This window comes from Bacillota bacterium (genome assembly GCA_013177945.1).
Classification (GTDB): Bacteria; Bacillota; DSM-12270; order Thermacetogeniales; family Thermacetogeniaceae; genus Ch130.
In genome coordinates this window covers 1-23,064 of the sequence record JABLXW010000018.1, presented here as the reverse complement: position 1 = coordinate 23,064, position 23,064 = coordinate 1, and the positions used below count along the sequence as shown (strand labels likewise).

The window sequence follows — 23,064 nt, the reverse complement described above, 5'->3', positions numbered from 1 at the left end:
TTCAACCTTGACCCCGAGCGCCTCTGCCAGACGGAGCAGGACACCGGAACTTGGTATGTCTAAGCCCCGTTCGTACTTTGAAATGGCCTGAGGCGACACACCCACACGGTTGGCTAATTCCCGCAAACTCAGTCCGGCGGCCCGCCGGGCCAGCCTGAGCCGTTCTCCGACCATCACCTTTTCACCCCGGTTTACATTCTATCAAAAATATTGCATTTTGTAAACCGAAGAATAATTAGAAATCAGGGGGGACACCATACTCAATCTGCTCAGTTCCTCGTCCGCCGGGGTCTTTTGGGTCCGCTCTTGCGCGGCCGCAGGGTCCGTCCGCAAGGTGCACCGCGGCACTGCTCAAGGGATACTGCCAGACCTCTTCTACCAGCCCGGCACGGACGGGATTAAGCTCCGCCATCAGGTGCAGATAAGCTCTGTATCATCTTCGCAAAAGAATGTTTGCTGCACCTCCACTCGTTCCACAACCACGCTGCCGGATTTCGCCGCCAGGACCGAGAAGGAGAAACAGAACCAGGCCGGGAATGACCAGTTTCAGCGCGCCGCGGAACAATTGCCGATTTACGACTCGTATGCGGTTAAGATGCTCACATACCATTTGAATGGGAAGGGCAGGGAAGGGCTTTCGTATGAGCATTTTGCAGCGGGCTTTTCAGCGTTGAAGGATGTCCTGGATTTTCCCGTGACCACCCGGGAACTCGACCGGTACCTATTGTTGGCAGGCCAATTGAGGGGATGGAAGGGCTTATTGCCCTGGAGCGGAGGGTTATAACGCTCGGCTGGGTAGCGTTGGTAACGGGGGGTCTACAGTTATGCGCTCAAGCTTCACAAACACCACTCTCCCGGTTACTATTGTACCATAATTTCCACCACTAGAAACTCACAGGTTTAAATAACCGTACTACTTCACTACTTAGCAGCGGCGGCCCGGGCACAGCTACCCATTCCTCCGGGAGTCGATTCTGGGGCTGGCGCTCCCGCCATGCTGTCTTTTTGCAAGATTTTCCTGGCAATTGACAGGATTTTCATGTTTTCTTGACGAATAATTCATATTTATATCATTTTTCCATGTTTCCCGGTAGCTGGTTTTTGGTGTCCAAGAAAATATTTTCTCCACACCATGATGGAGCACATTGAGGTCGATGGGAAGCTCGTCCTGGAGAAGGCGATAATTATTCCCGCCAGCAAGAAAGATGGGTTTGGAAGCTACTGAAACCTGATGCTTTTAGTGGTTATCCAGGGGATATATAGGCAGGTGCTGGGATTGCCATGAAAATAGATGAGCTCAAAAAACAAATAGCAGCAGCCCGGTTGAGGTATTATCGACTGGTTTTACTGGTCGGGTCAGCTGCAACCGGAAAAACCAAAATTCTTGTTCAAATAGCCAAAGATGAGGGTTATCCCTATATTAATCTGAACCTCATGCTAAGCCAGAAACTCCTGGAATACCCCGCTAAAATACGAGCGTTACGCCTGCCGAGAATAGTGGAGACGATCATAGGCGAAACGGGAAAGGATACGGTCTTTCTGGATAATACAGAAATGCTTTTTGATCCTGTTCTTCAACAGGATCCTTTACGTTTACTTCAACAAGCCAGCCGCAATCGAACTATCGTTGCCGCATGGAACGGCAAGTTCGAGGGTGGTGCGCTGATTTATGCCGAGCCGGATCACCCGGAGTACAGAAAATATTATGAAGTCGATGCCCTTATTTGTCCTCCAGGGTAAAGAGATTTCAGCAAAAGGTGGGGAAATACTGTGAAGTACGCTGACCTGATCCATTTTGACCCGGTCGAAACTATAGTGCAGTTGCGGGAAGCTGACGCCAAAAGCAGGGCCGGTGAGCTGGTTAAAAGCTATGTGATCTCGGAACGGATGGCCGAGCAGATTACGGAAGTTGTCTTTCCGCAGCTCCAGTACGACCACCCCCAGGATAACAAGGGGCTTTTGATCGTCGGCAACTACGGTACCGGCAAATCGCACCTAATGTCGGTACTATCTGCTATAGCCGAATATCCAGACCTGGTCACGGAGATACGGCATCCTGCCGTGGCCAAAAAAGCGGAGGTTATCGCCGGCAAGTTCAAGGTTATCAGGACCGAGATAGGTTCCACCACGATGTCCCTCAGGAACATCATTTGTGCCGAACTGGAAGAACAACTGGCTAATCTCGGGGTGAAATACCGTTTTCCTGAAGCCGATAAAGTTACCAACAACAAGGACCCTTTTATTGAGATGATGACCGCTTTCCAGGAAGTTTACCCGGACCACGGGCTCTTGCTGGTCGTCGATGAACTCCTGGACTACCTGCGTACGCGCAAAGATCAGGAGCTTATCCTGGACCTGAACTTCTTGCGGGAAATCGGGGAGGTTTGCCGGCTCACCCGGTTTCGTTTCATGGCGGGTGTGCAGGAAGCCATTTTCGACAGTCCGCGCTTTCAGTTTGTGGCTGAAACCCTGCGCCGGGTCAAAGACCGCTTTGAGCAGATACGAATTGTCCGTGAAGACATAGCCTATGTAGTTGCCCAGCGCCTGCTGCGCAAGGATGACAGGCAGAAGGCTCTCATAAGGGAGCACCTGCAGCGTTTCACCAAACTATACGGCACCCTGGCCGAGCGCATGGACGAATTCGTCGCCCTTTTCCCCGTGCATCCGGCATACCTTGAAACTTTTGAGCGGGTCTATGTAGCCGAAAAGCGCGAGGTGCTGAAAACCATCAGCGCCGCCATGAAAAAGCTCCTCGACAGAGAAGTACCGGAACAGGAACCCGGCCTCATCGCTTATGACTCTTACTGGCAAAACTTAAAGGACAATCCTTCTTTCCGCAGTGACCCGGACATTCGCGAAGTGATTGAAAAGAGCCAGGTGCTGGAATACCGTGTCCAGCAGGCCTTTACAAGGCCGCAGTATAAGCCTGTGGCCCTCCGCATCATTCACGCTTTGAGCATCCACCGGCTGACAACAGGAGATATTTACGCTCCAATAGGGGTCACGGCTGAAGAACTCCGCGACGACCTTTGCCTTTACCTGCCCTTGCCGGAAGAGGATGCCGAGTTTCTTAAAACCACCGTCGAATCAATCTTGCGCGAGATCTTAAGGACAGTGAGCGGCCAGTTTATTTCTTTCAACCAGGACAACGGCCAGTACTACCTTGACCTGAAAAAAGACATCGACTTTGATTCTCTAATTGAGCAGAAAGCGGAAGTCTTGACCCCGAACCAGTTGGACCGCTACTATTTTAAGGCGCTCGCCCGGGCCATGGAGTGCCCCGAAGCCACGTATGTTCCCAATTTCCAGATTTGGGAGCACGAAATTGAGTGGCGCGAGAAAAAGGCTACCCGGTTAGGGTATTTATTCTTCGGCGCTCCCAACGAACGTTCTACCGCCCACCCGCCCAGGGACTTTTATCTCTACTTTCTGCAGCCTTTTGACCCGCCGGCCTTTGAAGACGAAAAAAAGCCCGATGAGGTGTTTTTCCGGCTGGTGCAGCGTGACGAGGATTTTGACCGTGCCCTGAAATTCTTCGCCGGCGCCTGCGAGATGGCCAGCACGGCTTCGAAAGGAACGCGGCAGGTTTATGAAAATAAGGCCAGCGACCAGCTAAAAAAGATAGTCGAATGGCTGCGGAACAACATCACCACAGCTTATGAAGTTACCTACCGGGGAGCAAGCAAGAAATTCGTCGAGTGGATTAAGCACAGTGCCGCTCCTCATGTGTCGGTTCGGGATCTGGTAAACTTGGTGGGTTCATCATGCCTTGCCCCCTACTTCCAGGAGCTGGCGCCCGAATATCCGGCCTTCTCCATCCTGATTACCTCAAAGAACCGGCCTCAGGCTGCCCAGGAGGCGATAAAGTGGATCCTCGGCAGCATCAAGACCAGGCCGGGGGCAGCCGTCCTCGATGCCCTGGAGCTTCTGGACGGAGATAAGTTAAGGCCGCAAAATTCCCGTTATGCCAAACACATCCTGGGACAGCTGGACAAAAAGGGCCCGGGTCAGGTCCTCAACCGGGGCGAAATAATTGCCGATTTTCGCGGTGTAGAGTTCGAGCCCCGTTTCAGACTGGAGCCGGAGTGGGTGGTCGTCATCCTGGCGAGCTTGATCTACAGCGGCGATGTCACTTTAAGCATTCCGGGGAAGAAGATAGACGCTTCCAACCTGGAGGAACTGAGCAAAGTTCCCCTGGAGGAGCTCATAAAGTTCAAACACATGGAGCGTCCCAAGGATCTGCCTCTCGGTCCCCTGCAGGTTCTGTTTGAATTTTTGGGGCTGCCGCCCGGTCTCATTGTCAATCAATCTACCCGTGAAGAAGGGGTAAGGCAGCTTCAGGAAGCAGTGGATAAGCTCCTGGAACGCACAGTGGAGGCCCAGCAGGCGATTCAGCAAGAGATATCCTTATGGGGTATTTCTCTCTTCGATGAGAAAAAGAAAACCGGTTTAAGGGATGAACTGGCCAGTTTCAAAGGGTTTCTGGAGTCACTCCGCGTTTTTAACACTCCCGGGAAGTTGAAAAACTTCCGCTACTCCGAGCGGGATATAAATAAGCAGAAGGCGTACCTTACCACCCTGAAGAAGGTTGAAGAACTGGCCGGCCTGGCCAATGAGATTCAGCCTCTGCTCTCCTACCTCGGTACTGCCGAGGCCGTGCTCCCTGCGGATGCCGGCTGGACGGCAAAAGCCCGGGAGCGGCGTGAAGAGCTTAAAGGAAAACTATCCGGTCTGGACGAAGTATCCGTCCCTGACCTTCGCTGGGAGATCGTGCCGGCGCTCTTAGAGCTCAAGAATTCTTACATTGAGGCCTACCTTGAGGCCCATACCAAAGCCAGGTTAAATGCATCTTTGGACCAGAAGAAATCCGGGCTTCTCAAAGATGAGCGGTTGGGGAAACTCAGCAGGCTGGCCGGTATCGATTTGATGCCCCGGGCCCAGCTTACTGACTTCCAAAACCGCCTGGCGGAGCTGAAGACGTGCTTCAGCCTCACCAGAGAGGATTTGGAAAAAACGCTCCTCTGTCCTCACTGCAGCTACCGGCCGGTACAGGAGCAGATTAAGCTTTCGGCTGACGCGGCGCTCAGGCAGCTGGAGGAAGACCTGGAAAGGCTGTATGAGGATTGGGAAAGGACACTGATAGCCAACCTGGAAGACCCTACGGTGAAGGAAAACATCTATCTTTTGAAGCCGGAGCAGCAAAAGGTACTGGAGGCGGTGGTCAGGGAGCAGCAACTTCCTTACGTGGTTGATACAGCGTTTGTCAAGGCCGTTCAGGAAGTGCTCTCCGGCATGGAAAAGGTTTCGGTTACCGCAGACGACTTAAAGAAAGCTTTGGCTCAAGGCGGAACGCCTTGCACAGTATCTGAGTTCAGGCAGCGCTTTGAGGATTATATCCGGTCTCTCACGCGGGGCAAGGATCCACAGAAAGTAAGAATCGTACTGGAATAGAGAAAAGAGCTGACCATTAAAATTGTCAAGCGGAGGGCATGTGCATGGACGTGGAAGTAAAAACCCTGACTCCTCTTTGGACCGGCGGTACAAAAAGCGGTGCAGTTGACCGGGTACATGAAACAGGTATCATTGGCAGTCTGCGCTGGTGGTTTGAAGTTATGGTCCGTGGGATGGGCGGAGAGGCATGCAACCCGACGGCAGCTGAAGAAAAATGTATTTATGATGCCGAAAAGCCCAACAAGGGGATTTGCCGTGTATGCGAGATTTTTGGTGCCACTGGTTGGCGGCGTCTCTTCCGCCTTGTGGTTGACGATTATACTAAGCCCGACCCTTCAGTCGAGCCAATGGTTGAGGCTAGCCGCTCGTATACCGATTCGAGAGAAAAGAAACGCCAACCAAGCTGGTATTTCCCTAAGAATTTACAGGACAAGCCACGAACTGGAAACCTGGTGGTTCAGATTTATAACACGATGCCAGATTTCCAACCTGCAATCATTGGCGGTTTACTCCAGTTTATGGCCGATTGGGCGGCCATAGGTGCCAGAAACCAATTAGGATTTGGTGTTTTTCAGCTGCCGAGCGGCCGTATAGATACCAAACCCCTCTACGAATACCTTGTTGAGAGAACCGGAACTCGTACCTACACCATGCTCCCCTCATTGCAGAACATTTTCCTAGCTCGCATCCGGCTGGAAAACGCTACGGTGCAGGACACCTTTAATCTCAAATACGACATCCGTCAGCTTTTCTCGGGGCAGCAAAATAAGTCTTTGCGCCATTTCGTTATGGGTACGACCAAAGATCAGCGAATAGCCGCCAAAGTCAAGATATCACGGCCTTATAATAATGGTCTGATACGCGTGTGGGGCTGGATTCCGGAAGAGGCCGGTATCTATAAGAATAGCTGGAACCGAGAAAAGATTATAGACGCCATTTACCAGCACCTGAGCAAGAATTATACTCTGGAGGTTTGGCGAGAAATGGATTCTCCGAGGGATACTGTTACTTCCAATATTAGTAGTGCCCAGACATTTTTGCGGAGCATATTGGGGCTGAGGGAGGAAGACGATGAAGCGTGATTATTACGTCTTACAGTGGAAAAAGTTGAACAGGAATATGAGCGCTCTAGAGCACGCTATTACTGCGCTCAATGAGGCCAAAAAAAGGGATAGCAATGAATACAAGCGATTGGCTGTAAAGATTATGCAGATAGTTGGACACCCCCATCTAGCCTACTTGTGGTTTGCGGCTAGCAAAGAGGAAGCCAGGCAAGCGAATAATAAGCCTCTAGAAAGACGCGTTTCCAGAGTTGTTAATGCAATACGTGATGCCTGGCAGGAAGTGTTGCCCTACACCACAAACGTCATTCCGGATACTTTCAGATTCGTTCCGGATGTTGAGGACGAGGAGAAATTCATCTATTTACCGCTGTACAGCTTTGCTTTACGGATTCCTTTCCAATTGGAAAAGCCTTACATAAGCAGAGATGACGTTGACTTTTACCTACTCGATAGCCCGCTGCGCAAAGAAAAAATTTTCAAAGTGCCCATGGTAGCCTCCACAAGTTGGAAAGGCGCGCTGCGAGCAGCTCTTTGGCAGTTGGGTTATGAGGAAGATAACGAGATTATCATCCGTCTGCTGGGAAATCCGCGCGAAAGCGACGAAGGACAGGCCGGCCGCTTACACTTTTACCCTACCTTTTTTGACAAAATTAGCCTTGAAGTTATCAATCCGCACAGCCGTGAAACCGGTGTGGGGGAACGGGGGCCGATTTTGATGGAGTGTGTGCCGCGGGAAACCACCGGTATCCTCCAGATCCTTTATGTGCCTTTTGGGCGTCCGGATCAAAACGAGCGGGAGCGTCGGGCCGAAGTTGCCGGTGACCTGGAGATACTGGCTGAAGGTGTACATGCCATGCTCACTACCTACGGTCTTGGGGCCAAAACCAGCAGTGGCTTCGGCACAGTCGGAGACCAGTTGGCCGGCCGGGGAGTATTTGCTCTTCGGGCAACACTGACTGACGCAGAGGTTCCACCGGTTGATGTTTCACTGCTCCCGATAGAAGCCAATCATCTAGAGCCTAAGCCTGAAGCAGTACCACAATCGACCGAGACATCGCACGTATCAAAATGGGTATTCACTACCCTAGGCGAACTGCGCCAGGTGGCGCAGCGGGTGGCAGCTCAACTGCAGGAAGGAGGGGTAACATGAGTGGTTCTTTTTGGCGACCAGACAGCAACCAGAAGCGTACCATCTTACTTCTGGAGGCGCTGGGGTTAATCCACGATTTGGGCAAGCTGAGCGACAGGTTTTTGCAGAGTCAGGAGCCAAACTCAACAGTGAGATATATACATAATCTCCTGGTCGACCCGCGTCAGATTGATATTTACAAAAACTATAAGGCAATACCAAACAATAAGGCTAGCAACCAGGTTGAGGAGTGGTTGAAAGATGCTGGAAGTAAGCCGGCCGCTTTTCAAGAATGGTCGGACCTGACATCTCTTCTTTTAAAGATTCAATTAGACGATTGGACCGGTACAACATATAGTTTTGCTGAGTTGATGCCTCTGGTTGCGAGACAAGGGCTCGCAAAAAGTATTCCTCCCTCAGAATGGCGTAAAGTTCTTGGTAAAAAAATGATGCCGGGTTTGCTGATCGGCTATCTCCACGGTGTTGCTCATATTGAGAAAAAGGGCGGACCCGACAAGAATAAGCAGTATTATTCTGCCGTCTTTCGGGCTACCCCCTTTGGCCTAGAAGACCGAATTGACACGGTGAACAAGAAGGAGTTATCAATTGCGCTTAACAATTTACCCCTGAGCGACATCGAACAAATCACTTCGCACCAGCGCCGTGAATGGCTGCGAGCAATGAAAGAAAACATGAGCCATGGCCTGGCCGATAACCGGCGCCCTTACAACGAAGTTTCGCTGTGGGATTGGGGCTATACGACCGCCACTCTGGCAAAAGCTGCTGCGGTCTGGATTTTTAGGCACGGCTGGCCGGCAGATCTTGAAAACCTTCCCTACCGAACATTGCGCATCAATCTCAACAGACTGGAGCGTTATTCCCGCTGCGACAAGATCGGCGATCTGCTGGGCGTGCGCCAGGTACTTGATGATGCTTACCAGAAAGTCCAAACACTTTTGGAGGAAACGTACGCCCTGGCCAACCGCTTTTACCGTGATGAGACGGGAGAATATTATCTTTTCCCCGACCTGGGATACAGCAACGAAGAGATGACTGCGTTGCGCCAGGAAATCCAGGCCCAGTTTCCGCCTGATTTACGACCGCAGGTTCACCTGGGTGAACCGGTCACGGCAGGCCGGCTGGATAGTGACCCGTCAGCAGTGAAAAAGCTGGTGGCCGAACCACGAGGCCAGTCAATGCAGGAACATGCTATGCGGGCTGAGAACAACCTCTATCTTTTCGAATGGGAATGGGGTAACGGGCGGCCGGAAAACGCTGAAAGCTGTAGTGCGTGTGGAGTCTACCCGGTAGGCTACCCACGCTGGGGGTCGAGTCCCGAGTTGGAACAGGAGTTAAGCCCTTGGGCTACACAGGACAAGGCTCAACGGCGTCACGTTTGCCGCGTCTGTCTTGACCGACGCGGGCGCCGGGCTGAAGATTGGGCAAAGAACGATTTGCAGGGTACCATCTGGATCGATGAGGTGGCTGATGACAACGGTCTGGTGGCCTTATTCGTCGGTAAACTGGGGTTGGAAGGTTGGCTAGATGGTTCGCTTGTTTCCACCATTCAAGTAACTTCTAACGTTACCCAAAATCCCTCGCCAGCCAGGCTGTGCCGCATCGTCGAAACATGCCGCTCTTTCTGGCAGCGGGTTATCGATGACTTGACGCGAAAAATTGTTGGGCAACGACCGTTCCGCCTGGCTCTTCACCCCGCATCTAATAACGTGCCGGAATTGGGCAACTTTCACGTTTACGAACTGAAGGTGGACGGTCTTACTCTGAGCGTTGTCTGGGATAAGCTCAAAGGATGTTTCGTCACCGTTGATAATCTGACCTACTTTGCTAGTCGCTGGCATATATCCGAAGATGCTCTCATTGACAAACTTCATGGTCGCACCTTCGATGTTCTCGAGCCTTCCGAATTCTTAAGACCAGCTCAGGCCTTGGCAAAAGTTCAGGTTGAGCGCGTGGATAAACTTAACGGTTACACTCCGGCCATCCCCCTCCTGGCTGAACCCAGCGTGTGTATGACGTTGGTACCGGCTGTCAAAGCCCTGGAGCTGGCCCGGAACGTAAAACGCAAGTACGAAGAAGAGATGGGCCGGGTACGCGACAGGCTGCCCATCTACCTTGGTCTTGTTTTCTGCCACCGCCACACGCCGCTCCGTGCCATACTGGAAGCCGGGCAGGCCATGTTGAACATGGATGGCGGGAACAAATGGGAGGGGTGGCGGCTGGTGGATAAAAACCTCAGCAATGGTGAATGCGAACTCGTCTTTGATAATGGCATTACCTGGCGTATACCGATAGTGGCCGGCGACGGCCAAAAAAGGGATGAATGGTATCCAAGAATGTATGAAGGCGACAGATGCGAAAGTAAAAAGGCAAAACATGTAAATGACTTGCGGGTAAGAACACCCCAAATACCACCAGACAAAGGCTGGAAAGTCTGGGTCAAACCCAGCCGGTTTGATTTTGAGTTCCTGGACACCAACGGCCGCCGTTTCGAGATTTATTATGAGCTGAATGGCTGGCGCCCGCGCCGCACCCGCCCCTTCTACTTGGAGGATCTGGACCGGTTGGATACTCTCTGGAACCTGCTGAAACCGTTAGCTGTAGCTCAACGTTACCAGGTTATCCGAACCATTGAGGATACCCGGCAAAAGTGGTATGGAGAGGATGGCGAACAAGAATCTAGGCACGACCCGGTATTCCGGCAGTTTGTAGCCGATACCCTCGCTGGAGCGGCGTGGCCCAAAACTTGCAGCTGGACTGATATCGAGCCGGCCCAGCAGGAAAAACTCATTGAGGCCGGCGTTAAAGGCGAACTGGCCGACCTGGCCGAATTGCATATGGAAATTTTAAAGGAATTAGGGAGGTAAAGAGAGATGGCAACTTACGACAGGCGACGCTATCTTTTTATGACCACCGACCCCGTACATGTTGGTACCGGTGGCTATCGCCTGGGGCGGGTAGACTTGAGCATTGTTCGTGAACCAGGCACCCGAATACCCAAGATTCCGGGCACCAGCCTGCACGGCGCAGCGCGCGCCTATGCTGCCAGAATATATGAAAGCCTTACCTGTGCGGGACAAGGAACTAACCAGGAGGGGCGAAGCGGACACTGTGGCCGAGACGATTGTCCGATTTGCTATACCTTTGGCTATCTTAGCCGAAAAACTGACCAGGAAGACAGCACCGTGGGCTATTCAGGCGTGATCAATGTTTTTGACGCCCGTGTGCTGCTGTTTCCGGTGTATTCCATGTCTGGGCCGGTCTGGGTGAGTACGGTGGATATAATGCAGGAAGCGGGTTTTAAGGTAACCAACGTGCCTCCAAGCTGGAATGTCGGCGCTGCCTTGTTGGCCTGGGAGAGAAATGACGCTCTCAATTTGGGATGGCTGATGGTTGAAATAGCTGGAAAAGTGCTGGTTACTGCTCCGCAAGAGTGGAGTAAGGACGAACGCTGGAAGCAAGTGCAAAACAGAATTGTTCTGGTGCAGCCCGCTCTTTTCAGTCAGGTGGTCAACAGCAACCTGGAGGTACGCACATCCGTCGCCATAGATCCGGAACGGGGAGCAGCAGAGGACAAAGCCCTTTATACCTATGAGGCCTTGCCACGTGCCACCTTTCTCACCTGTGAGGTTGTGCTGGATGATTACCGCGAAAGGGAGGAAAAAAGACCGTTTCCTATAGAGAAAACCGCCAATGGGAATCCGTTACCAGGAAAGAAAAAATGGGAAGGACCTTTGGACGTGCTGGATGCCGGCCTGCGCATGATTGAATGGCTTGGTGTTGGCGGTATGGGAACTCGCGGTTTCGGCCGTCTGGCAGTAGTTGGACAAACTACCAGCCACATGTGGCCTGATAAGGAGGGTCAGAAAAATGAGCAACAGCATGGCACAAGCTAACCTGGATCGGCTGGCTGCCCAGCATGCCCAGAATATCATTCGCCGTCTAGTTGATGAAGATAAGGATGGCAAGGATAGGACCGACTCAAAAGAAATAAAAAAAGCTGCCAGCAGTGCCGATAACACTGTGACCAAAGCGCTGGGTGTTCTCCAGGAAAACGGTGTCTACGCCTGTTTCCTCTACCTGAAAGCCAAGGAAAAAGAAAACGGCGACGTGGTTATCGAGGAGATGCTCAATTTGCTGGATAGATTGGGTTTTGGCTGGAACAAACCGGAAGATGAAAACGGCAGGGTGGATATAAGTGCCGAGGCGGTCTTGAAGCACGTCACCGAAAAGGTCACGGCCAACCTCGAACGATTGTTGTTGGCCAAAGAGACACTGGAACAGATGCTGATTTATGCCCGATACGGGGCCAAAACGCGCGGTTAAGGAGGTAAAATGTTATGTGGCGTGCTTACCGGGTCATCTTTCGCCTACGTTCTTCCCTACATATAGGTTTAAGGAAAGTTGGTAACCTTCAGCGAACGCGTCCTTACGTGACCGGGCGTGCGTTTTGGGGTGCGCTGACCATGCGGTTGACGCGGGATGCGGCGGGGGCTGGTCCGGCCACCGAGTCTCTTCGGTACAAGGACATTGGCGAGCAGATTAACCAGAACCTTGCATTTACCTATTTTTACCCAGCTACACAAGCAGGGGGCGATTATCAGGTTGCCTGGCCGTGGGAGAAGGAAAACCTGTTCCGACGCCGTTTTCTTAGTAGTTACCAGGGAACGGCCCTGTCTGCCTTTCATGAGTCTGCGGCCATAGGGATGCTCCGCGAAGTCGAGTTCATATCCCCTTATACCCTGGATACTGGAGAACCGGTTTTTCTGGTCGGTTATATATTCGAGAGCAAAGGCAGTAAATTGGCCTGGCGGGAAGCGCTCACGAGGGTTCAGTTTGGTGGTGAGCGGGGTTATGGCTGGGGCGACGTAGGCTTAATCAGAATCGACGATGTTAAAGATGATGTGTTGTTTGGCGGAAAAGCGAAGTTCGATGGTAGTGCCAAGCAGGTACGTATTTGTGTGTCCGCCTCAGAACCTTTGTTGGCCCACACTCTGGCTGTAAACCTGCCGGCCAAAGGGGAAGTGGAATCGCTCGTCGGCCGCGAATGGCGGTCATATAACTGCCTCCATCGCTACGCTGGCCAGCACGTAGAGTTTGTGGGTGTTTGCTTCACCCCAGGGAGCGTCGTGGACCAGGATCTCAATTTGGTGATAGGGAAGTTTGGTATATGGCGGAGGACAGATGGCAGTTCCTGACCCGCGGCAGGGACCCCGGGAAGGTACGAATCGTACTGGAGCAGAGGAGTGAAAAATTGTGGCAAAAGAAAACCAGATTTCCCTGGATATCCCTCTAGAAGAAGCCGATGAGCGAAAAAAGGTGCAGGAAACCAAACGGTTCAAACTTACCAAAGAACACCTGGACCGGGTGAGGCATATCGAGGGATTTCCCATTGCCAAAGATGAGGACATCATCAGCCTTTCCGACCCGCCCTATTACACGGCCTGCCCGAACCCGTTCATAGAGGATTTTATCAAGGAGCACGGCAAGCTATACGACCCGGATAACGACGATTACCGCCGGCAGCCTTTTGCGGCGGATGTATCAGAGGGTAAGAACGATCCCATTTACAACGCCCATTCGTATCACACCAAGGTGCCCCACAGGGCCATCATGCGCTATATCCTCCACTATACTGAGCCGGGAGACATCGTCTTTGACGGTTTCTGCGGCACGGGCATGACCGGCGTTGCGGCCCAGCTCTGCGCAGACTGCCAGGCCGTGCAATCCCTGGGTTACCGTGTGCTGGACGATGGCACTATCCTGGACGAAAAAGGTCAGCCCTTTTCCAAGCTTGGAGCACGCAAGGCTATATTAATCGACCTCTCCCCTGCCGCCACCTTCATTGCCTACAACTACAACACGCCGGTGGATGTCCGGGCCTTTGAGCGGGAAGCCCGGCGGATTCTGATTGATGTGGAAAGAGAATGCGGCTGGATGTACGAAACGCAGCACGTGGTGGATGGGAAGGTGCAGAAAGACGCAATGGGCAACCCCATCATGGGGAAAATCAACTACACCGTCTGGTCCGACATGTTTATCTGCCCCAGCTGTTCCGGAGAGCTTGTCTTCTGGGAAGTGGCGGTAGATAAAGAAGAAGGTAGAGTCCGGGGCGAGTTTCCCTGCCCCCACTGCGGGGCGACTCTCACCAAACGGACCCTGGAGAGGGCCACGGAAAGGGTGTACGACCGGGACATCGGGGAGTTTATCACCCGCGCCCGCCAGGTGCCGGTGCTGATCAATTATTCTGTGGGGAAACAAAGGTTTGAGAAAGTGCCCGACGAGTACGACCTGGAGCTGATCCGGAAGATCGAGGAGAGCGCGATACCATACTGGTATCCTACCGACCGCATGCCGGAGGGATACAATACCGAACAGCCTAAAGTATCACATGGGATTACCCACGTTCACCATTTTTACACCAGGCGAAATTTGTGGGTGCTAAGTTGCCTATATCATCATGGTAAAACATTTTTGACCTTAGTTCTAATCTTTCAATCAATATCTGCAACACTTTGTTCCAAGTTAGCAAGGTATAATTTGGGGAATCGAGGTAATGGTCCCGTTAGTGGCACTTTATATATTGCATCGCTTGTTGCAGAAGCAAATGCAACTAAAGTTTTTTCCGGTAAGATAAAAGATTTTAAGCGGGCTTTAGGCCTTACAAGAAACGTTAGTGACACATTAGTTTCCTGCAATTCGACTGGTAATGTAATGTTACGTGATGATTCGATTGACTACATCTTCACCGACCCACCATTCGGCGGAAACCTCATGTACTCGGAGCTCAACTTCCTCTGGGAAGCCTGGCTCAGGGTTTTTACCAACAATAAGCCCGAAGCCGTGGAAAACAAAGCCCAGGGCAAAGGCCCGAGGGAGTACCAGGAGCTCATGGAAAGGTGCTTTGCCGAGTACTACCGGGTCTTGAAGCCCGGCCGGTGGATGACGGTGGTGTTTCACAATTCCCAGAACCGGATCTGGAACGCCATCCAGGAAGCCATTCTGCGGGCGGGATTTGTCATCGCCGACGTGCGGACCCTGGACAAAAAGCAGGGGACCTTCAAGCAGGTTACTTCGACCACCGCGGTGAAGCAGGACCTGGTCATCTCCGCCTACAAGCCCAACGGCGGCCTGGAAAAGCGCTTTCACCTGGAGGCTGGGACCGAAGAAGGAGTCTGGGATTTTGTCCGCACCCACCTCAAACAGCTGCCGGTCTTTGTGGAGAAAAACGGCAAAGCGGAGGTCATTGCCGAGCGGCAGAACTACCTTCTTTATGACCGGATGGTGGCCTTCCACGTCCAGCGGGGAGTTGCCGTGCCTATGGGGGCGGCGGAGTTTTACGCCGGCTTAAAACAGCGCTTCCCGGAGAGAGACGGCATGTACTTCCTCCCCGATCAGGTGGTAGAGTATGATAAAAAGCGCTTTACGGTCCGGGAAATTGAGCAATTATCCCTTTTTGTAACCGATGAAAAATCTTCCATCCAGTGGTTGCGCAGTGAACTCTCAAAGAAGCCGCAGACCTACCAGGAAATCCACCCCAAATTCCTGCGAGAACTGCACAAAGCGCCGCACGAAAAGCTGCCGGAGCTCTCCGAGCTTTTAGAGCAGAACTTCCTTAAAGACGATCAGGGCCGCTGGTACGTCCCCGACCCCGGCAGACAGTCTGACCTGGAGAAGATGCGCGAGAAGGCCCTTCTCAAAGAGTTCGAAGAATATAAAGAAGGCAGGGGCAGGCTGAAAGTGTTCCGCACCGAAGCGCTGCGGGCGGGATTCAAGGCCTGCTGGGCTGCCAAGGATTACAAGACCATCATAGAGGTGGCCAGGCGCATACCGGATACCGTCCTCCAGGAAGATACCACCCTCTTGATGTACTACGATAATGCCTTGATGCGGGTAGAGGCATAAACAACTGGGCTATTTGAGGATCGCAGAACATATTTAGGAAAATCGCACGGAAAAGAGGGAAGTAATAAATGGCTGTGCCAGATTTCCAAAGTTTAATGCTTCCTTTTCTGAGACTGGTAGGTGATGGTCGAGAGTATACCCTCAGCAAAGTTGCAGATGACTTGGCTGACCAGTTGAATTTGAGTGTGGAAGAAAGGAAGGAAATGCTTCCCAGCGGGAGGCAAGCCCGCTTTCGCAACCGGGTGGGATGGGTAGCAACACATTTGAGAAAGGCCGGTCTAATAGAAAGCATTGGTCGAGGTAAGTTTCGGATTACTGCGCGTGGTAAAGAAGTATTAAAGGAAAACCTGCAGTATCTAGACATGAAATACCTGCAGCAGTTTCCTGAATACAGGGAGTTTCGAGGGCTAAGCAAGAATGAAGAGGAAGTCCCCTTGCATTCACTAGATAATGTTCAAACTCCCGAAGAACTGTTGGAATATACTCATCAGAAGCTACTTGACCAGTTATCCGAAGAGTTGTTGGAACGAGTGAAAAACTCCTCAGCCGACTTTTTTGAAAAACTTGTTTTAAATTTATTGGTCGCTATGGGCTATGGAGGTTCAGTGAAAGATGCAGCCGAAAAGGTTGGTAGAACCGGAGATGGAGGTATAGATGGGGTTATCAAACAAGATAAGCTAGGTTTAGACGTTATATGTGTCCAGGCCAAGAAGTGGCAAAATCAGGTAGGGGTAAGTGTGGTTCGCGAGTTTGTGGGCAGCTTACTCGACCGCAAGGCTAAAAAAGGTGTCTTAATCACCACTTCGTCCTTTTCCAACGAAGCAAAAGAATATGCCGCTCGGGTGGGCAACGCGGTTCTTATCGATGGTCGGAAATTGGCGGAGTTAATGATCGAACACGGTGTTGGCGTCACCGAGACAGCAAGGTATGTCCTTTACAGGATTGATTCAGATTACTTCGAAGAAGAAAATTAGGTTGATTGTTACCGGTGAGGTGTCGGCTTTGAGACGTGACGCCAGATGGCGGCCCGGATCTTGGGCCTGGAGCCGGGAGTACCGTGAACCGGTGAAGGTTATTGAAGCCCTGGACCTGTGGGGAAAGAACGTCTACCGCGTCTGGGTGCCGGGCCGGGACGCGGTTATCCGCCTTCAGGAAGACGAGTTATCCCCGATAACAGAGGCAGGCATACCCAGTAGGGAACAGCTTATTTACACCGTCGCCGCGGCCCGAATCGCTGAAAGCCTGGCCAGGCCGGATGTCCTGCTGGCGCCTTTGGAAGGCTGCGTCATTCCTCTGCCCCACCAGCTCTACGCTCTTTCCCGGGCTATTTCCGGCAACAGGGTCCGGTACCTTCTGGCTGACGAGGTCGGCCTCGGCAAGACAATAGAAGCCGGTCTAATCATGCGCGAGCTGAAGCTCAGGGGGCTCGTCAGGCGCACGCTGGTGGTGGCGCCGAAAGGCCTGGTGATGCAGTGGGTGCAGGAAATGGAAAACCGCTTTCGGGAACGCTTTCACCTGCTGATGCCCGCCGAGATCGCAGCTCTGTCGTACTTTGAATGGGAGGCCAACGTCTGGCAGCGGTTTGACCAGGTAGTCGTTCCCATGGATGCCGTAAAGCCTTTGGAATCGCGCCGGGGGTGGAGCAGGGACCAGGTAAGCCGCTATAACCGGGAACGCTTCGAAAACCTTATCGCTGCGGGTTGGGATTTGATTATTGTCGATGAAGCCCACAGAATTGCCGGCAGCACGGATGCCGTGGCCAGGTACCGCTTAGGCCAAGCGCTGGCTGAAGCTGCACCGTATCTTCTCCTCCTCACGGCGACGCCCCACCAGGGGAAAACGGATTCCTTCCACCGGCTCATGGCCCTCCTTGATAGGGAGGCTTTTCCCGGTGTTGAGTCCATAAAGCGGGAGAGGGTGGCCCCGTACGTAATCCGCACCGAAAAACGCCGGGCCATTGATGAGAAAGGTCAGCCGTTATTCAAACCGCGCCGCACCCAGCTGGTGCCCGTGGTGTGGCAGTCCCGGCACAAAAAGCAGCGGGAACTATATGAAGCGGTGACGGAATATGTGCGGGAAGGATACAACCGGGCGCTGAAAGAAAAGCGAAACTATATCGGCTTTTTGATGGTTCTCATGCAGCGCCTGGTAGCCAGCAGCACCAGGGCAAGCCGGACCGCCCTGGAACGGAGGCTGGAAGCGATCGAACAAGAAGCTCCGTTTCAAACTAACAGTGAAATAGAGCTGGAAGAAGACTGGTGGGACCTCGACGGGCAGGAGCAGCTCGAGCAAATTCTGAAGCACCGCTTAGTCGCCTTCGCCAGTGAACGGGAAGAGGTCAAGCGTCTTTTATCCCTGGCGCGTCAGTGCGAGTCCCAGCCCGACGCGCGGGCCGAAGCCTTGCTGGAGTGGATGTACCGGCTGCAGGCCGAAGAGAACAACCCCGAGCTCAAGTTTCTCATCTTTACAGAGTTCATTCCGACCCAGGAGATGCTCAAGGAGTTTCTGGAAAACAGGGGGTTTAGCGTTGTTTGTCTAAACGGGTCCATGGGGCTGGAAGAAAGGCGGAGGGTCCAGCAGGAATTTGCCGGTTCCGCCAGGGTGCTTGTATCCACCGATGCCGGCGGCGAGGGATTGAATCTGCAGTTTTGCCACGTGGTCATCAACTACGACCTGCCGTGGAACCCCATGCGCCTGGAGCAGCGCATCGGCCGGGTGGACCGCATCGGCCAGGAACACGTTGTCCGGGCGCTCAACTTCGTCCTGCAGGACACTGTTGAATACCGGGTGCAGGAAGTCCTGCAGGAAAAACTGGCCGCAATCCTGGCGGATTTCGGCGTTGACAAGATGAGCGATGTTCTCGACTCGGCTGAAGTAGCCTCTGATTTCGAGGATTTGTATAAAGAGGCTATCCTCAACCCGGAAGAAGTTGAGTCCCGTATTGAGCGGCTGGAGGCTGAACTTAGGCAGCGCATCCAGGAAGTAACTGCGGCCAACCGGCTTTTGGGAGAAGACGCAGAGCTCGATTCCCGGCTGGTGGAGAAGATTTCCGGCCATCCGCTTCCGTACTGGGTAGAGCGCATGACCGTTAACTTTTTGGTGAGCGAAGGCGGAAGAGTAGAGCCCAAACTGGCAGGTTATGATTTAACCTGGCCCGACGGCTTCACCATGGAGGATGTGACTTTCTCCCGGCAGGAGGCAGATAAGCACTCAATGTCTTATCTCAGCCTGGAAGAACCGAGGGCTCGCGCTCTTGTCTCCCGCCTGCCACTGGCCGTGGCGGGTCAGCCCGTTGCGAAGGTCAGGCTCAAAGGACTGCCGAAGGAGATAAGCGGTTACTGGTCTTTATGGCGGATATCTCTTATGGCGGAAAACATGCGTGAGGTTCGGGTTCTACCCTTGTTCCAGCAGGAAAAAGACGACAAAATACTCATTCCCACCGCACGCAGGATATGGGATTTGTTGTTACAGGAAGAAACCCCGCTCGAAATCCAGGGTTATATTACAGGCGAAAAATCCGAGGAAATCTTTGAGAGGCTCCAGAAACAGGCTGTACGATACGGGCATAACCTTTTCCTGGAACTTAAAAACCATTATGAAGAGCACCTGCAGAAAGAGCGGGAAAAAGGCCAATATGCGTTCCAAATTCGCCGGCAGGCCATTATGAGGGTTGGCCTGCCCGCCGTGCGCCAGCACCGCCTGGCCGAACTGGAACGCGAGGAGAAAGAGTGGGCCTTGCGGTTACAGCAGAAGGAAAAAATCTTGCCGGAACTAAGCGCAATTACCATTATTTACGTAGAAGGTGCATGACCGTGAACTGGCGTGACCTTATCCTTCAAAACTTACAGCCAAATATATCAAGGCTTACTTTAGTGGCTGACCCCGACGGCTTGCTCCTGGAAGAAGATGTTCTCTCGACCTTAGGGGAAATGGGGCTTGATGTCCTTGTTTTTAGTGATCCCATCACCTTTCGTTATGCGTATGAAGCAAACTATCGCTCCAGGTGGGATCGGGGCGAAGCGGCACATTTGGTAGTGGTGGTACAGGGCGGCCCGCAGGAACTGCGCCGCCTCCCCTTCGATGTATGGCGAAAGGGCCATAAGCTTTTCTTCAGCCTCGCCGACATCTTTCCCAAACTCAGCTATCCGGTAGTTGCGGCCATGGAGAAGTCGGACCTGGATAAGCTTTACAGGGCGTACCAGGATTACAATGGTCCTGTGCTGGGGGAGAAGGCGACCAAGGATTTTATCCTAAAACGCGTTTTTGGCATAATACCCGACCTTATCAATTCACCGGTCGAGCTGATGAAGATGCTGCTTTCGCGGCATTGCAACTTTGTGACTGTGCCCTCGATTTTGGACGAACACCTTATCCATTGTTTAAGAGAAAAGAGCGTTTTTAAGAACTGGCCGCTGGAAGACATCATCCCCAGCAGGGAAGCCTTTTTTGCTTTTCTGCAAGAAAAATGGCGTCGCTTCCTGGAAAGCACGGCCAGAGGAGAGAAATTTACCGAGGTTCCCTTTGACCATTATGACATACGGGTGTACATCGACAACCTGTTCTTGGAAGGTAGTTTAAGGCCTGTTCCGGTTGCGAGTACGGAAGGTATGCCCGCCTGGGTCCTGCCAGGTGTACTCTTCGATAAGCAGGCTGAGGAAAGGCGCAGGATCAAGTGGCTGCTAGAGAAGATACGACAAGATTTGCCTGGAGAAACGGCAACCCACAGGGACTGGCAGCGCCTGGCCGTTCTGTGGGCGGAATTGCTTGTGCTTAGCGGGGAACTGAATCAGGACATAAAAACTGAAAGTAAACCGCAAATTGAGGAATTGCACGATCAATTGGAAGAGCGCTTTGCGAGCTGGATGCTCGTGCGCTACGGTTCTTTAGCGAACCTTCCTTACACGTCCAAACCGGTGATGGTGCATCACATACCCCGTTATCTGGCTCATTTGCGCGCCAAAGAAAGAGTAAAAAACATTGCTCTGCTCGTAATTGACGGCCTGGCATTAGATCAATGGCTGGTTATCCGCAATTTCCTGAGAGACAGGTACCCGGCGTGGCGAGTCGAGGAAAACCAGGTCTTTGCCTGGGTACCGACCTTAACTTCTATCTCGCGGCAGGCACTCTTCGCTGCAGAGCCGCCCCTGTATTTTAAGGACACTCTAACGACAACCTCAAAAGAAGAACAGCATTGGCATAAATTCTGGGAAGACAGCGGTGTCGGGAGAGGAAATACCTACTACCGTAAAGGTTTGGGTGACGAGCTGGTAAGTGAAATTGGAGAATTTTTAGGATCACAGTTCGAGATCGTGGGTCTGGTTATAGATAAAGTGGACAGAATCATGCATGGCATGGAGCTGGGAACAGCTGGTATGCACCAGCAAATCAGACTTTGGGCCGAACAGGGTTACTTGATACAGCTAATTGATTATCTCCTTAAAAACAAATTTGCCGTGTATCTGACTTCGGATCACGGTAATATTGCGGCCAGGGGAATGGGCCGTTTGCCGGACGGAGTCCTGGCTGAGTCCCGCGGTGAGCGGGCCAGAATTTATCATTACGAAGTTTTTCGGCAGCAGATGATGGAAGAAATAGAAAATGCCATCCGTTGGCCTGGTTTTGGTTTACCCCAGGGTTACTCCGTTCTGCTGGCCAGGGGCCGGTCGGCCTTTGTTTCTGAGGGTGAAGAAGTTGTAAGCCATGGCGGAATATCTTTGGAAGAGGTTGTCGTTCCTTTTGTCAGGATTTGGGAGGAGTATTGATCATGGCATTAAATATCGGTTTTGACCGGAGAGTTAAGCTGGAATGGCTGGATGCCGCCGCCTGGAAAGCCGCAACGGAAACAGACATTGCTGAGGTACGGAAATACCTTGATGATTTCTTGCAATCAGAATGTCGAAGTAGAGAGGCACGCAGGAAGACCATAACCGTATTAACTCGGATTTGGGTCAGGGTACCGCAGAAACATCGGTCATTACAGGAGCGGGCTTTAGGAATTCTAACCGAGGATGGCCCCGATACGAGACTCTGGTTGCACTGGGGCATGACCCTTGTGGCCTATCCATTTTTTCGCGATATAGCGGATATTATTGGTCGTCTTTTGACACTGCAGAATGAAGTTTCTCTAGAGCAGATTTACCGCCGGCTGGCGGAACGCTGGGGGGAAAGGTCAACTGTTCGCCGGGCGAGCCAACGAGTGGTACGTTCAATAGTAGACTGGGGCGTTCTCCAGGATACGGCCGTAAAAGGCGTTTATATTCCCACCGCCAAAAAAGGCCCGGCCAGCGCTAGTGTTCAGTTATGGTTTTTAGAAGCCCTGTTGTATTCGGAATCCACCCAAGCGGTGATCCTGCAACAATTGCCAAAGTTACCCTCAGCTTTTCCGTTTCACCTGGATATTTCGGTGGCGAATATACGGCAATCTAAACGGTTTGAAATACAGCGTCAGGGTTTAGATTTAGACATGATTACAATTTTACGCCGGTAAAGTCCGTATCCGTATCTTTTACCGGATTTTTCACCGGTAAATTGATGGTTTTACTACAAGAAGATGCTGAGCCTGTTGAGCGATTGTACCCTTTGATACAAAGACATCTTTCACTTCTCTGGATGATTATGAAAGGAAGGAAATTATGTGGATAGGTAAAATCAAACTACCGGAAGAGTTGATTAAGGCACAGGCGGATGGGAGACTGGTTATATTTGCGGGTGCTGGGGTATCCATGAGTTCGCCGTCTAACCTACCCAATTTCATGGACCTAGTAAAAGAGACTCAATCTAAGATAGGTAATCTATTGACGTGGAATTCCGGAAAAGAAGCCCCTGATCGCTTTTTAGGGCGGCTCAAGGAGAAAGGCCCCAGGGTTCATAAATTAGTCTGGGATAGAATAAAGAATCAAGCTTCCAAGCCGACAGACCTCCATTACGCTCTTTTATCATTATTTCGCAGCCCTCAAGAAGTCCGGATTGTGACCACAAACTTTGATACGCATTTTTCTACAGCTGCAGCCGAACTTTTCGACGGTGAAGTTCCCATATATCATGCTCCTGCCCTGCCCCTGGGGCACCGATTCAATGGTATTGTTTATCTTCATGGCTGCGTAGACCAGAAACCGGAAGAATTAATTCTTACCGACAGGGACTTCGGGCGGGCCTATCTTACTGAAGGTTGGGCTACCCGTTTTTTGGTGGGGATATTTGGTAGCTACGAAGTTCTATTTGTGGGTTACAGTCACAATGATCTGCCTATGGAATACCTGGGGCGTGGCCTCCCGCCAGAGACTAAACGCTATGCCCTCATTCCTGAAGATGAGATTGAAAAGTGGAGGTTCAGGGGAATAGAACTAATTCCATACCCGCGTAGCCGAAAAGACCGAAACCATAATGACCTTGTCGAGGCTGTAAAATCGTGGGAATCCCAAACCAGAATGGGCCTGGCAGAACATGAGCAACGCATCAAGGACATAGTGCAGTTTCCGCCACCCCTTGACAGAGAAC

At 52.1% G+C, this 23,064-nt stretch carries 16 protein-coding genes and 1 pseudogene; 15 read left to right on the top strand and 2 right to left on the bottom strand.

What is annotated here, in order from left to right; genetic code table 11:
• Both HPY58_11645 and HPY58_11640 read right to left on the bottom strand, forming a co-directional pair.
• Nucleotides 1–174, bottom strand: a 174-nt coding sequence (locus HPY58_11645) for a helix-turn-helix transcriptional regulator (protein ID NPV30275.1), incomplete at its 3' end; no start/stop codon positions are given.
• A gap of 61 nt (nt 175–235) precedes the next feature.
• Nucleotides 236–412 carry a hypothetical protein gene (locus tag HPY58_11640; protein ID NPV30274.1) on the bottom strand — a complete coding sequence of 59 codons (177 nt, stop codon included), beginning with the start codon at nt 410–412 and terminating at the stop codon, nt 236–238.
• Nucleotides 413–568: 156 nt separating this feature from the next.
• Between HPY58_11640 and HPY58_11635 the strand changes: the two are divergent.
• The 15 genes and pseudogenes from HPY58_11635 to HPY58_11565 form a co-directional block, all read left to right on the top strand.
• Nucleotides 569–769, top strand: a pseudogene (locus HPY58_11635) (hypothetical protein).
• A 512-nt stretch (nt 770–1,281) separates the two neighbouring features.
• Nucleotides 1,282–1,740: a BREX-3 system P-loop-containing protein BrxF gene (gene brxF, locus HPY58_11630; GenBank protein ID NPV30273.1), complete on the top strand. Its 459-nt coding sequence runs from the start codon at nt 1,282–1,284 to the stop codon at nt 1,738–1,740.
• Between the two features lie 30 nt (nt 1,741–1,770).
• Entirely contained in the window at nt 1,771–5,451 is a 3,681-nt protein-coding gene (locus HPY58_11625) for an ATP-binding protein (protein NPV30272.1), read from the top strand.
• 50 nt (nt 5,452–5,501) lie between these two features.
• Nucleotides 5,502–6,533, top strand: coding sequence for a type III-B CRISPR module RAMP protein Cmr1 (cmr1, locus tag HPY58_11620; GenBank protein NPV30271.1), 1,032 nt, complete (start codon nt 5,502–5,504; stop codon nt 6,531–6,533).
• Nucleotides 6,523–7,665, top strand: a complete 1,143-nt coding sequence (locus HPY58_11615; protein ID NPV30270.1) for a hypothetical protein — start codon at nt 6,523–6,525, stop codon at nt 7,663–7,665. Before cmr1 ends, HPY58_11615 begins: the two co-directional genes overlap by 11 nt.
• Nucleotides 7,662–10,529, top strand: coding sequence for a hypothetical protein (locus HPY58_11610; GenBank protein NPV30269.1), 2,868 nt, complete (start codon nt 7,662–7,664; stop codon nt 10,527–10,529). The genes HPY58_11615 and HPY58_11610 overlap by 4 nt, the downstream gene beginning before the upstream one ends.
• A 6-nt stretch (nt 10,530–10,535) precedes the next feature.
• Complete coding sequence (cmr4, locus tag HPY58_11605) at nt 10,536–11,558, top strand: type III-B CRISPR module RAMP protein Cmr4 (GenBank protein ID NPV30268.1); 1,023 nt, start codon at nt 10,536–10,538, stop codon at nt 11,556–11,558.
• Nucleotides 11,533–11,988, top strand: a complete 456-nt coding sequence (locus HPY58_11600; protein ID NPV30267.1) for a hypothetical protein — start codon at nt 11,533–11,535, stop codon at nt 11,986–11,988. The genes cmr4 and HPY58_11600 overlap by 26 nt, the downstream gene beginning before the upstream one ends.
• A gap of 14 nt (nt 11,989–12,002) precedes the next feature.
• Nucleotides 12,003–12,860 carry a hypothetical protein gene (locus tag HPY58_11595; GenBank protein NPV30266.1) on the top strand — a complete coding sequence of 286 codons (858 nt, stop codon included), beginning with the start codon at nt 12,003–12,005 and terminating at the stop codon, nt 12,858–12,860.
• 58 nt (nt 12,861–12,918) lie between these two features.
• The gene (locus HPY58_11590) at nt 12,919–15,567 is read left to right on the top strand and encodes a DNA methylase (protein NPV30265.1); all 2,649 of its coding nucleotides are present in this window, start codon (nt 12,919–12,921) and stop codon (nt 15,565–15,567) included.
• Between the two features lie 68 nt (nt 15,568–15,635).
• The gene (locus tag HPY58_11585; GenBank protein NPV30264.1) at nt 15,636–16,541 is read left to right on the top strand and encodes a restriction endonuclease; all 906 of its coding nucleotides are present in this window, start codon (nt 15,636–15,638) and stop codon (nt 16,539–16,541) included.
• Nucleotides 16,542–16,569: 28 nt separating this feature from the next.
• Complete coding sequence (locus HPY58_11580) at nt 16,570–19,377, top strand: DEAD/DEAH box helicase family protein (protein NPV30263.1); 2,808 nt, start codon at nt 16,570–16,572, stop codon at nt 19,375–19,377.
• Between the two features lie 2 nt (nt 19,378–19,379).
• Complete coding sequence (pglZ, locus tag HPY58_11575; GenBank protein ID NPV30262.1) at nt 19,380–21,329, top strand: BREX-3 system phosphatase PglZ; 1,950 nt, start codon at nt 19,380–19,382, stop codon at nt 21,327–21,329.
• Nucleotides 21,330–21,331: 2 nt separating this feature from the next.
• Complete coding sequence (locus HPY58_11570) at nt 21,332–22,054, top strand: hypothetical protein (GenBank protein NPV30261.1); 723 nt, start codon at nt 21,332–21,334, stop codon at nt 22,052–22,054.
• 145 nt (nt 22,055–22,199) lie between these two features.
• Nucleotides 22,200–23,064, top strand: an 865-nt coding sequence (locus HPY58_11565; GenBank protein ID NPV30260.1) for a hypothetical protein, incomplete at its 3' end; no start/stop codon positions are given.